Annotated in this window: 11 protein-coding genes; 2 read left to right on the top strand and 9 right to left on the bottom strand. The window is 44.2% G+C overall.

Annotated elements, in window-relative coordinates:
- Positions 1-18: 18 nt before the first annotated feature.
- From DSM107010_RS23125 to cbiM, 7 genes are all read right to left on the bottom strand, one after another.
- Positions 19-465: a ferritin-like domain-containing protein gene (locus tag DSM107010_RS23125; protein ID WP_015153974.1), complete on the bottom strand. Its 447-nt coding sequence runs from the start codon at positions 463-465 to the stop codon at positions 19-21.
- A 106-nt stretch (positions 466-571) separates the two neighbouring features.
- Positions 572-1,678 carry a ComEA family DNA-binding protein gene (locus DSM107010_RS23120; protein WP_106166410.1) on the bottom strand — a complete coding sequence of 369 codons (1,107 nt, stop codon included), beginning with the start codon at positions 1,676-1,678 and terminating at the stop codon, positions 572-574.
- Positions 1,679-1,749: 71 nt separating this feature from the next.
- Entirely contained in the window at positions 1,750-2,754 is a 1,005-nt protein-coding gene (locus tag DSM107010_RS23115; protein WP_015153976.1) for a multicopper oxidase domain-containing protein, read from the bottom strand.
- A 164-nt stretch (positions 2,755-2,918) separates the two neighbouring features.
- Positions 2,919-3,692: an energy-coupling factor ABC transporter ATP-binding protein gene (locus DSM107010_RS23110; RefSeq protein WP_106166411.1), complete on the bottom strand. Its 774-nt coding sequence runs from the start codon at positions 3,690-3,692 to the stop codon at positions 2,919-2,921.
- Between the two features lie 107 nt (positions 3,693-3,799).
- Entirely contained in the window at positions 3,800-4,582 is a 783-nt protein-coding gene (gene cbiQ, locus DSM107010_RS23105) for a cobalt ECF transporter T component CbiQ (RefSeq protein WP_106166412.1), read from the bottom strand.
- 118 nt (positions 4,583-4,700) lie between these two features.
- Positions 4,701-5,051: a PDGLE domain-containing protein gene (locus DSM107010_RS23100; protein ID WP_015153979.1), complete on the bottom strand. Its 351-nt coding sequence runs from the start codon at positions 5,049-5,051 to the stop codon at positions 4,701-4,703.
- Between the two features lie 104 nt (positions 5,052-5,155).
- Positions 5,156-5,908 carry a cobalt transporter CbiM gene (cbiM, locus tag DSM107010_RS23095; protein ID WP_106166413.1) on the bottom strand — a complete coding sequence of 251 codons (753 nt, stop codon included), beginning with the start codon at positions 5,906-5,908 and terminating at the stop codon, positions 5,156-5,158.
- A 129-nt stretch (positions 5,909-6,037) separates the two neighbouring features.
- Between cbiM and DSM107010_RS38680 the strand changes: the two genes are divergently transcribed.
- Positions 6,038-6,190, top strand: coding sequence for a hypothetical protein (locus DSM107010_RS38680; protein ID WP_158631849.1), 153 nt, complete (start codon positions 6,038-6,040; stop codon positions 6,188-6,190).
- A 2-nt stretch (positions 6,191-6,192) separates the two neighbouring features.
- Here the strand turns inward: DSM107010_RS38680 and DSM107010_RS23090 are convergent, their stop codons facing one another.
- Positions 6,193-8,958, bottom strand: a complete 2,766-nt coding sequence (locus DSM107010_RS23090) for a condensation domain-containing protein (RefSeq protein WP_106166415.1) — start codon at positions 8,956-8,958, stop codon at positions 6,193-6,195.
- A 69-nt stretch (positions 8,959-9,027) separates the two neighbouring features.
- A complete protein-coding gene (locus DSM107010_RS23085) occupies positions 9,028-10,104 on the bottom strand; it encodes a DUF362 domain-containing protein (RefSeq protein WP_015153982.1) in 1,077 nt (358 codons plus the stop codon).
- Positions 10,105-10,822: 718 nt separating this feature from the next.
- Here DSM107010_RS23085 and DSM107010_RS23080 point away from each other — a divergent pair.
- Positions 10,823-14,296: MupA/Atu3671 family FMN-dependent luciferase-like monooxygenase (locus tag DSM107010_RS23080; protein ID WP_127024038.1), on the top strand; the 3,474-nt coding region annotated here is incomplete at its 3' end.

Raw genomic sequence — 14,296 nt, 5'->3', positions numbered from 1 at the left:
AACGATTGACCATCAACACTACACAGTACTACCACTAAAGTCGCGTAGCATCTTTTTAATTTCGATGTTGTGCAGTTCTTCCGTTCCAATCATGGTACGGGCAAATTCCTCTAGATAAACGCTGGCATCTTCTACAGTGTCGAGCAGCTTTTTATATAAATCTAGCGCTTTCCGTTCGTGAGAAAGACTTTCTTCCAAAATATCCCGTACCGTATGCTGGTGGGTTTCCTCCATCGGAGCAATTCTCAGGCTGGGATGTCCTTCTAAACCAGTTAAAATTTCTCCTACTTGTTGGGCATGTGTGAGTGACTCGGTAGCTTGCAGTTTGAAAAACTCGACAATTGGAATCCGGTTGGGACCAGTCACCATGAGAGAGTAGTGGGTATAGCGTACCACTCCCGCCAGTTCAAACTCCATGATGGAGTTTAGCAGTTCGATTGTCTTTTTTTGGTCGAGTTCGCGCATTGTTATTTGTCATTTGTTATTGGTCATTGGTCATTGGTCAGTAGGTTGTAGCATTTCGTTATTACCTACTGACGACAGACGATCTATAACTGTAACAAATCTGGGTTTAGGCGGAGGGATTAGATTTGCTAATAACTTGCTGCGAGTTTTGCTCGATCGCTTTGACTAACTGAGATACTTCCTCGGGAGTATTGACAGGTTTAGCTGGGGGAACGGCAGAGGGCCAAGCTTTGGCAAGGTCTTTGAAACTCGTTTCTATTGTCTTGTGTGCTTCGGGGTTTTCCTTTGCCATTTGGTCGGCTATCTTTTGATAAAGGTTGTTGGCATAGATGACAAAACCACGGGAGTCTTGGTACTCAATTGCAGCTGAAATTTTACCATTGGCGATCGCCGCTCCATATTCGGAGTTAGCAGCATCGAGTAATTCGTTGATGACTTGAAGGTTAAATGCGGCAGAGGAACGCTCGTTTTCTGGTAATGCCGCGATCGCGCCGTCTACCGCTTGCATAGAAGCTGAGAAGTCGGCTTGCACTTTATCGGACTTGGGCTGAGCTCTAATCAAATCTTGCAAGCCAATCAAAGTTGTCTTAAATTCTTTAACATTGCGTTCGTTGAGCTGATCTTCCACATCCACGTAGATTTCTTCTACTGGGTGTCCGATGTGGGGTTCTGCTTGCTTCGGTAGCTGTTTGTCGAGTAATTCTTTTGCTACGATTAAGTGTCCTTTCATCAAGCCGAGTTTGGACATGTAGTCTACATCTTTAGCTTCCCCAGTCAGCACCACATCTTCTACTGTCACCATGTCCTTAATTTTGTCGAATTGCTCTTGGGTAACGACGTTTTTAGAGACGAGTTCTTCGGGATTAGCGTAGGGGCGACTGGCTTGAATTTTATTAGACAAGGCAGGTACGCCTAACATGGCTTCAAATTTATCTAATTCTGAAAGGATGGCAGTATTGATGTTAATTTGCTCTTTTCCACCGTGTTGTTGATGGTTGGGTGCAGAGGCGCTTGTATTCGTTGCAGGGGCTGGAGAGGGATTATTAGTAGTATCTGGTGTTTGTTGAGTGCAACTAACAACGATCGCCAACATTGCGGCGCTGATACTGAGTAACAAGAACCGCGCGATCGCCCTAATTCTGCGATCGAAGCCTAGAAACCAAGAATCTTTTTCTTGTGCCACTCTCCGCCCGTTGGGTAATTTCTGCAACATTTTCAGCCTTCCTTATTGAAAAGTGAGTTTCGGTGAAAATTATTGTCAACTGATTTGACAAAATTTAGTAGTTATGCTTGGCTAATCACGTCAAAATAGCCCATGCATCCTGCTTCGGCGATCGCGTCTTGATGGGGGTGAAACATATACTTGCCCGTATAGGGGTAAGCAAATTCTAAAATGTGACGTTCGGCTGTCCCCATCGTGATGACATCTGATTCGTGGCTGGGGTTGAGAGTCATGCCCGTGGGATAAACCTTGAAGAAGTTAGCGTGAATGTGAAATGTCACCGCCGGATCTAATTCGATCATGTTCAGCAAATAAAGCCGAATGAGCTGATTTTGGTAAACAGGTATCGGATGCATGTGGTAGTAATCCGGCAACCCATTAAAGGCATACAGCTCGTTGTGCTTATCTTCATCCACATCAAAGCCACCCATAACTAAAACCATTTCATCCGCTGGCGATCGTCCTTGAGGCGGATCGATGATAAACATACCGTACAATCCCTTACCGATGTGACGGGTCACAGGCTCGGCGTGACAGTGGTAGAGGTGAATGCCATATGGCTTTGCCTCAAATTCGTAAACTGTTGCCGCACCATGCCGAATCGGACGCACGCCATCTTCTTCTGTAGGATGAATGCCGTGAAAGTGCATTGAATGAGAATGCCCGCCTTGATTGAGAAAGACAACACGGATGAAATCACCTTGTTTGGCGCGTAAAGTTGGTCCTGGGATGCGATTGTTAAAATTCCAGGTGTTAAAAACAACAGCGCGATTGAGTTGAATCGTCGTGTTTTGAGCTGTAATCCGAAATTCGCGAATATTTCTGCCGTTTTCTCGTTTCAGCGTGCCGTAGTCGAAATCTCTGAGAACGGTCATGGGTTGCAAACCGCGCTCGTCTGATGGATCGCTAGGTGGTATGGGTGGCACGCGCGCGGCGGAATGACTTCGAGATGCCAAGTGTAGCCCTACAGCAGCAGCACCGGCAGTTCCTGCACTTGCTAAACCCCATTTCAACAATTGGCGGCGGTTCCAAGTTTTTGATTTGCTCAGAAAAAATTTGTTCGGCATGATATCGCCAGCGTAGCGGCGGAATCTTTTGACAAATATTCGCAGATAATTTTCTGACCCTCTAGTATAGTTTTAGAGAAAATTACTGTCAATAAAATAGTGAAAATTTTTGATACTTGAGATAGATGTATACTGACTTTTTGTAGAGTAAGGAAAGTCAGTTATCAGTGAAGAAAGGGAGCATCTTCCAAATTACAGTAGGGACGACTGTAGCTAAGTGGTGGTTCGAGGGCGTGTTCTAGTAAGAATTTGGCATCACCCATGACTCGTTCGGTTGTACCGTCGTAAACCACTTGACCCTGACTCAAAACCACGGTGCGATCGCATAAATCTAAAGCTAAGTCTAAGTCGTGGGTGGCAACGAGTTGAGTAATCGGCAGAGATTTGAGCAATTTGATCGATCGGCGGCGAGAACGAGGATCGAGTTGAGCTGAGGGTTCGTCTAGCACTAAAATCTGGGGTTGCATAGCCAAAACACCCGCGATCGCAATTCTTTTTTTCTCTCCTCCTGAGAGGTTCTCCGTACTGCGATGTCCGTACCATTCTGGATCGATGTTTACATGTGCCATCGCTTGCAAAACTCGTTTATGCAATTCTTCTCCCCGCAAACCCAAATTCATCGGACCAAAAGCTATATCTTCCCAAACTGTGGGCATAAATATTTGATCGTCAGGATTTTGAAATACTAGCCCGACAAAATTCCGAATTAATTGTAAATTTTCAGGCTGCACAACCCACTCTCCTACCATCACCCTCCCTTCTTGAGGCAGAATAATTCCGTTTAAGTGTAACTGTAATGTCGATTTTCCCGAACCATTCGCCCCAATTAAGGCAACTCGCTCGCCAGATGCGATCGCCAAATTCACTTTCCTGAGTGCCTGCGTACCATCAGGGTAGGCATAACTGAGATTTTCTACAAGGATCGGGTTGTGATGCATTTTAACTAGAGCCGAGAAGAGAGAGTTGCAACGCAGTTACCAAGTCGTAATTCGTAAGTCGTAAGTCGTAATTCGTAAGTCACTGATAACTGATAACCGATCGCCAGTCACTTTCTAAATAAATAAACACTTTGTCCTGCTAGCATCACAATTAAAGTTAGCGCTAAAGCGACAATGTCGCGTCTTCCTGCTGAGGGGATTTTTTCAACTGGAAATGCTCCTCGATAACCGCGCGATAACATAGCATGATGAATTCGTTCGCCGCGATCGTAAGTACGAATGAATAGAGAACCAATCGTATTTCCAATAACTAATCGCTGCCAGTATCTATTAGTCATTAAGTTACGACAGGCTGCTGCTCGTCGCATCGCGTTGAATTCACCTATCAATACACCTAAATAGCGATACATAGAAGCAATAGTTGCGACGAGTAAAGGTGGAGTACGCAACTCTAATAACCCATTTAACAAAGCTGGCACTGATGTCGTTAAAGTCAGTAAATTTAACATCATGAGCGATAGCAACGCCTTCAGCGTGACGCTACCCAATACGGTTAATCCTGTGGTGGTGATTCGTAAAAATCCCCATGTCCAAATAACTTCGCCTCCATCCCGGAACAAAGTCCCGAGTAAAACTACACTTACAAAGGACAATTCCACGGCTATGCGTTTGAGCAGTACGGGTAAAGTAATGCGAGTGAGAAATAATAAGCTAATAACGGCTATGCCGTAAATTCCCCACGTCCACCAGTGTCCGTTGGGAGTCAAGACAATGGCAAAAACCATCAGTAAAACACACAAAATGCGAGTGCGTGGTGCAAGGGCGTGCCAAACAGTATTTTTGTGGCTATCAATATCTAGCTGAAATGCCCCAATATGTAATAGCGTCATTGGTCATTGGTTATTAGTCATTGGTCATTGGTCATTGTCATTTGTGAGTAGCTGGACTCTTTTCTAGCCACCAGCCACTGGTTCCACCAGCCACTAGTCACTGATAACTGACAACTGCTTACCGATCGCCTTCCTCGGAGGAGCTAGACTCACCACGGACAACTATTTTCCCGATTCCCCAGGCTAAGCCGAAAGTAGCTAGCGTACCGACTAAACCAGCTATGGGGGTTGCTATTCCTTCAGGAACTCCTCGCAGGGCATATTCATCGAAAATGGAGTAAAAAGGTAACTTGCTAGCTGGGGCATCCTCTGCGGCTTTGTCTTCAAATTTAAGGTCTTGGGAAACTCTGTCTAAGCCGTCGGGATCTTGACTGGCAAAGGGAGAGAGGAAAACGGCAACGATGAGGGCAATTCCCAATCCAGCGATCGCAAAAGCACGGTTACGCGATCGCGTCAAATTATTACTCATACGGTAGTCTCGCTAAAATCAGTTCCAAAGCTTTTCAAAATCGAGAGGGACACGAGATAAATGTCTGCTTTTGACTTTCGACTTTTGACTTTTGACTTCTTTCTCTAACCCCCAACTCCTATTCTGTTTCTTGGCGATACAGCCCGACGGGGTGGATCGTAAAACATATCGGGGCGAGTTCGCCAGATGAAGACAAGTGCTACAACTGTAATTGCGGCTTCACCAATCCCAATGAGGACGTGCCATGTTGCCATAGCTCCGATTGCGACTGCTAAGGGAACGGTTCCAGAGATAGCAAGTTGAATCGCGCAAATAATCGCGGCAATCATGACACTTGCCCAAGCCGCGATTGCTGCTCCTACAGCCATCCCTGATAATTTATTTCTACCAATGGCAAAGCGAATTGCTTTGTAAAGGTAGTAACCGGCAAACGTACCGATCAGACCCATATTGAAGATGTTGGCTCCTAATACTGTCAAGCCTCCATCTTGAAACACCACCGCTTGGACGATGAATACGACTGTCATCACTAGCGTTCCCGCCCAAGGACCTAAAAGCGCTCCTGCTAGAGTACCTCCCAGCAAATGACCGGATGTACCTCCTGGAATGGGAAAGTTGATCATCTGTGCGGCGAAGATAAATGCAGCGCAAACGCCCATTAGAGGCACTGCCTTTTCCTGGTAGTCTGCTTGCACGCGATTTAGAGATATAGCGATCAGGGCGATCGCCAGTATCCAGGTAACAGCAATTACGGGTAGGTTTAAAAAGCCATCTGGGATATGCAGCGCTAGATATGGCTGTATTGAATGATACAGCCAACCAGAAGAAAGAGCTTGCATCAATGGAACGATTGGCATAGCTTTATGCTTTATTCAGCAGACATAATCTTAATCAGCCTTTTAATCAAAACGATTTTGTATAAAAATTTCAATCCTATAGGGGGGCATACAAATCAAGCTTTAGATTATTTTTATAAGATGGAAAAAATGTCTAAATTTAAGCAGCTAAATGCTAATTGTGTGCATTCTCTATTTCTACACCTAAAGATAGAGAAGCGATCGCATTACCTACGAACGCGATCGCTTCAGTCAATTCTCAATAATTTTTGTTCTGGTTATCGGCAACAAACAACGATTTAAACTCAGTTGCCCACAGCTTTCTCAATGCAAATTTTCAACTTCTCTGCCAAAAGTTTAGATGCCATGATAGAAGTATGATTCCCTGGAATATTAAAAACTTCAACTCCATCTCTGGCAATGCTACTCCAACCTAACCTGGCATCTACTCGATGTCCTGGGGGAGTTTCTCCAGCTTTAAACACAGTAATTTTTCCTGCATATGGCTGGGCATTGTAAGTCTTTTGGACTTTGCTATAAATCTCCTCTAAACTTCTCAGATTTGTTGATATAACATCATCCATTTCCTCAAGCTGAGTTGATGGCGTAAGGAATGCCCAGGAAGAACGCTGTAGAATATACTTACTGATTTGAGCTAACTTCTGTTCCAAAAAGCTAGGGGCTGAAAAATGTCCTGGATCTGAAAAAATCGGATCTGATTTCTGCATATGGACTTCTGAGAAAAAGGCAAGCTTCTTCTCTCGATCTAATGTCTCTGCTCTAGCTTTAGATTGAAGCAGAACTTTTCCAACTGCCCCTAAAACTGTCTGAAGCTCGCTCAATAAAATCTTAGGTTGCGATCGCGTTTTAAGCAAGTAAGCAGGCAGCATATGCTGCCGAAGATAATCAACAGAAGATAGGAATCGCGGTAAAGGAGGAAGTAATGTAATTGCATCTGGACCATAAGTGTCAAACAAAGCTAGCAAAATTACTTCTTGTCCCTGTTGGCGCAGCTGTTGCGCCATTTCAAGTGCAATATTGCCACCATTGGACAATCCTCCTAGCATATAGGGTCCTTCAGGTTGAACGGTTTGAATTTCACGAATGTAGTCAGCAGCAATACTCTCAAAACTCAAGTGTACGGGTCGATTTCCATCTAAACCCCTCGCTTGCAGTCCATATACAGGTTGGTCGGCTCCTAGATTTCGTGCGACATCACGATAAATCAACACATTGAAACCAGCACCATGTACGCAAAAAAGCGGTAGTTTCTTAAAGTCGCCAGCTTGAATAGTAACTAGAGGAGACCAAGAAACAGTTTCTTCAGCACGTTGAACAACATCAGCTAATTGGCAAATAGTTGGTGCTTGAAATAGAACGGATAGCGGTAAGTTTTTTCCAAATTGCTTTTCCATTTCAGCAAACAGTTTCACGGCTAAGAGAGAATGACCGCCTAACTCAAAAAAGTTGTCGTAAATGCCAATTTGCGGATGATTAAGAATTTCTGACCATACTGCGATCAGTTTCTTTTCTATCTCTGTGGTAGGAGCTACAAATTGTCTGTTGGAATTCTGTGTCGCAGCTAATTCGTCTTTTAAATTCTCATGAAATTGAGTACAATCGATTGTTTCAGGAAGTACGATATCGGCAATTTTCAGCTCTTGGTTTTCAGTTACGCTTTCTAGCAGCGCTTGCAGATTTTGAATAAGTTGTTTGATGGTAGATGTTTCAAATAATGCTGATTTGTACTCTAGCTTTCCAAAAATAGAATCCTTGCCGCTATCTGTGATATCTAAGCTCAGCTCCATTCGAGTCAAACCTAGTTCCACTGGGAAATCTCGCACCTGAAGATCGGGTAGATCGAGATTTTGAGCCGTAGTACTATCTCTTAGCAGCAGCAAGATTTGAAATTGAGGAATATTTGCTAGAGATGCAGATAAGCGCTGGAAGGGTAAATCTTGATAGCTATAGGCATCAAGCGTTGTTTCTCGAACTTTTGTTAAAACTTCACTAAAGCTCAAATCGCTGGAAAAATTCGTTCGTAGAAGTAGATTGTTAGAAAAATTTCCCACTAGTTTCTCGACTTCTCTACGGTTGCGATTTGACATAAGCGTGCCGATGCTAATGTCGTTTTCTAACGTACAGCGATGTAGGATCAGCTGAAACAGAGCCACAAATGCCATGAAAGATGTAACGCCTTGCCGACGACATAACTCTCTTAATTTATCGGATAAAGTTGAGAAAAACTCAAATTTTTCACATCCTGCATCAAGTGTTGCAAATTGGCGACTTTGATAAATGGGCAATTTTAATTGTGTAGGTGCGCCGCTGAGTTGCTGTTTCCAGTAAGTGGTTTGCGGTTCAAATATTGCATCAGAAAACCATTGTCGTTGCCAAACTGCAAAGTCAGGATATTGGATATTTGGTTCTAGAAGAGAAGAGCGATCGCCAACTAAAATTGCTTTGTATAAAGTCGCTAACTCTTGTAGTAAGAATCTGAAGGACAATCCATCGGTAGCAAACTGGTGCGTCACCAACAATACCAAAAACTCTTGTTCCCCAAGGCAAAATACTATAGCTCGAAAAAGTACATCTTGTGATAAGTCAAATGGTTGTCGTGCGATTGCTTCCGCCTGACTTGTAGCACGTTCTAACCTTTCTTCTTGAGAAAAATGACTGAGATCGATTATCTCCACCCAAGGTTTGAAGGTAGTCATCACTGTTTGAACTGGTTGGCGATCGCGTACCGTACACGTAGTTCGGAAAATCTCATTGCGCTCGATCAGAAGATGTACGCTTTTTTCAAAAACTTGTAAGTTAAGATTTCCAGAAATCTGAAAAGCTACAGGTACGTTATCAACAAATGTATCTGGAGACAACTGAGCAATAGTCCAAATTCTTTCTTGAGAATAGGACAGTGGAATTAGCTCCGATCCCATTCGTTTTGGGATGGCAAACTGAGCCAAATCTTCACCTTGTTTTTTTAGTAGTAGTTCCAATAACTGACGTTGTTCTGTTGATAATTCGACTAAACTTTGAAAAATATTACGTTCTGTAATGAATGTTGCCATTGTTTTACCTAATTTAAACTGTTGTCGTGGAGTGAGCGTTGCCTGCTCGACGCTGAGATTTGAATATTTTTAAGTCATAATATATGGACGAATTCCATCAGCGATTTTTTGACTAGCTGCGTCGGCTGTAATTAATTCAATTTGCTCTGAATTAGCAGCTCCTAAGCCTAATTCTATAGCTCTACGAATTTGTTCTAAATTCCAAATTGAGCCTTGAGCTACTTCTGGTGTTGTACCGAGCGATCGCAATATTCCTAAAGCAACGACATCAACTGCAACCCGATCTGTGCCAGCTAAAATCACATTTGCAGCGACTTTATCGCCAGCTTCAGGTCCACCTTTGACAAAGGCTTCGACTCCATCCATTAAGACAAGACTGGGTTGGTAAACAGAGTTAATTTCTGCAATCATCAACTGCATATACTTTGATGTATGCAAATCGTTCATATAGTTGAAGCGATCGCCAGGAACGTACTTTGCTACCATACCCACAGTATTTTTAAGCGAAAGAGTATAGCGAGCGCCACCGTGAGTTTTCAGACAACACATATTCACAACTGCTTCTGCATCCAAAATCGGACGAGCAAAGGCAAAACCTTGTTGCCAGTGAGTTCCCTCAGCAGAGAAATACTGCCAATCTTTAATACTCAACTCGTCTAAGACAATTGCATTAAGTCCGTAGCGATCTGCTAATTTAAACACTCCTTTAGCTTCCATCGCTTGCCGCGTCTGCGCCATACCAGAGCGATCGCCGATACTAATTTGTCCTGCTCCAGCATTTTGTAATTCTTGTATTAGAGCTTCTAGCATTTTGGTATCTGTTGCGGCTGGAGCGGGATCGGCAGTGTTGTAGTTGGGTTTGAGGAAAATGCGCTTTCCTTTTATACCATCTGGTTGCAACAGATCGAGAGCGCGGCGTGTTCCGTTGACTCGATCTTCGCTATATACGAGTACGACTTTACCAATTTCATTTGATAGTGATAACGGTGCAACTTTCTTCGCATCTGCATACTTGGCTTTAGTAGCTTTTAACGAAGTTTTGACGGCATAAAAAGTAGGAGGAAATATTGCTGCTCCAACTGCTAGTCCAGTCAGTTGCAGAATACTGCGCCTCTTATGCTTGAGGTTAGGAAATTTATAGGACATAATTTTCTTGACTAAAAACCAAATTTGTAACGTAAGGTAGCGATTGCTTAAAGCTCGATCGCCAGTGGTAGGCTAACTTTACTAATGCTTCAAATAATAGTAGATATATTTCAGGGAGAAAGGCTGAATTGATTGTAGTTGAAACTACAAATACTTATGGAATATCCAGTATATTGCAAGCAAATAATACTCAGCGAATGGTCAAAAATGGTATAAAGAAAAAGCCACTTTATTAAAATTTAACGCAAATCATTCAATCTTGTGTTTTAGCTTCATAAAATATTAGTTTTTATAAGTTATTTATTGATTGTGGATTATACTTTAAAGATTCTGGCTTATTAATTGATAGAGAGTCAAGTCATATTAAACCATTTCTGAAATTGGTAGTAATTGATAAAGCTCTCTGTAGAAATACTGATGTTATTAACACTGGTTATTGCCGTTCGTTTTTGATGATTCCTACTAAGTGAATGTTCGATTGGAATTTTCACTGAGTTGTTTTGCGCTTCCAAAGTGTAAAGTGTGGATGAATACTAAAACTATATTCAATCGTATTCTAAACAAAATAACAGTTTTTAAAAACTGTGAAATTGCTTACAAAGTGTTGTTGGCAATCTTCAGGCAACAGGGTATGTGGCTTGGCGGCTCGTATGAGTAATAACTCAGTGAGTACAGTAACTTAGATGATTCAGTCGATCGCGTATATTAGGAAATAATTATGTCTAGTTTCTCTTGTTTTGTTGTAGGTAATGGTGTCCTTGCAGTAAAGTGCTTAGAAATTTTATTAAAAACAGAACATAAAGTCCTTGGAGTTTATTCAGCAGATAACTCGCTAGTTAAGTTTGCAGAGGAACTTGGCATTCCTCATGCTCCTTCTCTACCTACCTTTGAAGATCGGCTACTTAGTACTGAGTACGACTACCTTTTTAGTATTAACAACGTCTGGTGGATCGTACCACCAAACGTCATTACCCAGGCACGAAAGGCAACAATCAACTTTCACGATTCACTTTTACCAAAGTATGCGGGGTTATATGCAACATCTTGGGCGTTGCTTCATGGAGAACGGCAACACGGTATCACCTGGCATGAAGTTATCTCTGACATTGACGCTGGACGCATTCTCAAACAGCAAATAGTACCTATTGAACCCACTGATACAGCATTCGATCTCAATGCTCGCTGCTTGGATGCCGCGATCGCAACCTTTGACGAATTCATAGAGGAACTGGCAACCGATCGGTTAAAGCCATTGCCACAGGATCGATCGCAACAGAGTTATTTTGGTTCCAGCGATCGCCCAGCAGCAGCTTGCATTTTGGCGTTTGACACGAGCAGTAAAGAGCTTTGTAATTTAGTGCGGGCATTAGATTTTGGTCCAATCCGCAATCCACTAGGCTTACCCAAACTCTGTTTACCAGATGGAGTCGTTGCTGTAGGAGTTGTTGATGCAGTAGTAACCTCCCACGCAAGTGTGGGGCAGGTGTTAGAACTCGATACAGATGGAATTTGCATTGCCACTAGGGATGGTGCAGTACGGCTGAGCCGTCTGACATCGCTTGAGGGAAAACCCCTCACGTTAGAAAACTTGCAGCAATCTTACGGCGTGCGTGTTGGCGTTATTTTGCCCGGACTCAATGCCGAACTGAGAGATGCGATCGGTCAGCGTAATGCGGCGATCGCTCGTCACGAACGGTCGTGGGTCAAGCAACTGGCACAAATGACTCCGTTTCAACATCCCTATTTACAGGTTGGAGCGCTGAATACGTCGTCCGATCGTTTGCGCCGATACCCGATTTTGCTGCCAGCCAAACGGGTAGAACCGCGATCGCTACTAACCATGTTCGCAGCTTATTGCACGCGATTGGCAACAGAGTCAGAGTTTGACTTGGGGCTGCAAACCGCAGCACAGCGCAGTATTGCCCCAGAAATTTTTGCTCAACAAGTGCCGATTCGCGTTCAGTCTGTTGCTGAGGAACCATTTACCGATTTTCAGAAACGCTTTGAAGCAGAATTAGATCGTGCGTCTCGTCTAGGTAGTTACACCTTAGATATCTTTGCCCGCCATTCAGAATTACAGCAGCTTTCCCAAGATGCCCTCCAAGTAACAATTGTTCTTGTGGAGAACCCCAATCGACTGGAATGGGCTGATTTAGGAGCAACAATTGCCCTGGTTGCCTATGAAGATGGCAGCTTGCCGGAATTGATTCACGCTGGAGCGATCGATGAAGTAAATAGTGCGGCGATCGCCCAGCAACTTCGGAGTCTGATCGATGCCTGTGTCGAACATCCCGAACAATTACTGCACCAACTCCCCTTACTCTCCGCTACAGAACTACACCAAATTGTGGTGGAGTGGAACCAAACAGTAAAACCATACTCTAGAGATTGCTGCATTCATCAGTTGTTCGAGCAGCAAGTCACCCTCCATCCCGACGCGATCGCTGTTGCTTTTGAGGAGCAACAGTTAACCTACGGAGAGTTGAATGCCAAAGCCAATCAACTAGCTCGTTATTTACAACAACAAGGCGTAGGTCCCGACGTTTTAGTAGGGTTGCACGTAGAGCGATCGCTCTTAATGATGGTAGCGTTGCTGGGAATTCACAAGGCAGGCGGTGCTTACGTTCCTCTCGATCCAGATTTTCCACGGGATCGGCTCGGCTTCATGTTGCAAGACTCTCAAGCTCCGGTTATTGTCACCCAGCAACAATTAATGAGCAATTTGGTTGTCGAGCCTGGTGTCAGTGTTATCCCCATCGATACGATGTGGGACGAGATCGAGCAACAGGCGATCGCCAATCCTAATAGTGGAGTCAAGCCGGAAAACCTGAGCTACGCGATCTATACCTCTGGTTCTACTGGTAAGCCCAAGGGTGTGATGGTAGAACACCGTAACGCAGTCAATTTCTTTACGGGGATGGATGGAGTTATCGAGCATAACCCTCCTGGAGTCTGGTTAGCGGTCACGAGTTTGTCCTTTGATATTTCCGTGTTAGAGCTATTTTGGACGTTGGCACGGGGGTTTAAGGTCGTCATTTACAATGCCAAGAAAGAGCGTACCGCTGCCAAGCCGTCATCGCTCCAGAATACAAACAAGGCGATCGATTTCAGTCTGTTTTATTTCTCTAGCTACGAAAATGGTGGGGATACTGCCGCTAAATACCGTCTATTGACTGAAGGCGCTAAGTTTGGCGATACGAACGGATTTAAAGCAGTCTGGACTCCAGAACGGCACTTCCATGCCTTCGGGGGGCTATTTCCCAACCCTGCCGTTACCAGTGCAGCGATCGCGGCAACGACGAAACAGATTCAGATTCGGGCGGGTAGCTGTGTTTCTCCACTGCATAGCTCGGTACGAATTGCCGAAGATTGGTCTATTGTGGATAATTTGTCAGGCGGTCGGGTGGGGATTTCCTTCGCTGCTGGCTGGCAACCAAATGATTTTGTCCTGCGCCCGGAAACCTTTGAGAATCGTAAGGACATTATGTTCCAGCAGATTGAGGAGGTGCGATCGCTCTGGCGTGGGGAATCTGTAACTTATCCGAATGGAAAAGGTGAAGCCGTAGCCGTTCAAACGCTGCCACGCCCGATTCAACCCGAACTTCCAGTCTGGATTACTGCCGCAGGCAATCCAGAAACATTTCGCATGGCAGGTGCTAAAGGTTTTCACCTTCTGACTCACTTATTGGGGCAGAGCCTAGAAGAATTAGCAGAAAAAATTGCCCTTTACCGACAAGCGTGGGCAGAAAACGGACATTCCGGTCAGGGGACTGTAACCTTGATGCTCCATACCTTTGTAGGTCAGAGCGATGATGCCGTCCGCGAAATTGTGCGTCAACCGATGCGGCAATATCTCGCCACTTCTCTCGATTTAATCAAGCAAGCTGCATGGGCTTTTCCCACTTTCAAGCAGAAAACCACGAACGACAAAGGACAATTTGCTATATCCCACTTATCCGAGCGAGATATGGATGAGGTGCTGGATTTTTCCTTTGAACGATACTTTGAAACCAGTGGTTTGTTCGGGACTGTAGAAACTTGTTTGCAGATAGTCGATCGCATCAAAGGCATTGATGTGGATGAAATTGCTTGTTTGATTGACTACGGCATCGACACCGATCTAGTCTTGTCCCAACTGCCACTACTCGATCGCGTGAAGGAGCAGTCCAATCTGCCTATGACTGAAGTTGCA

It is taken from the genome of Chroococcidiopsis cubana SAG 39.79 (genome assembly GCF_003991895.1).
GTDB classification, from domain to species: Bacteria; Cyanobacteriota; Cyanobacteriia; order Cyanobacteriales; family Chroococcidiopsidaceae; genus Chroococcidiopsis; species Chroococcidiopsis thermalis.
This window is presented reverse-complemented; position numbering and strand designations above follow the sequence as displayed.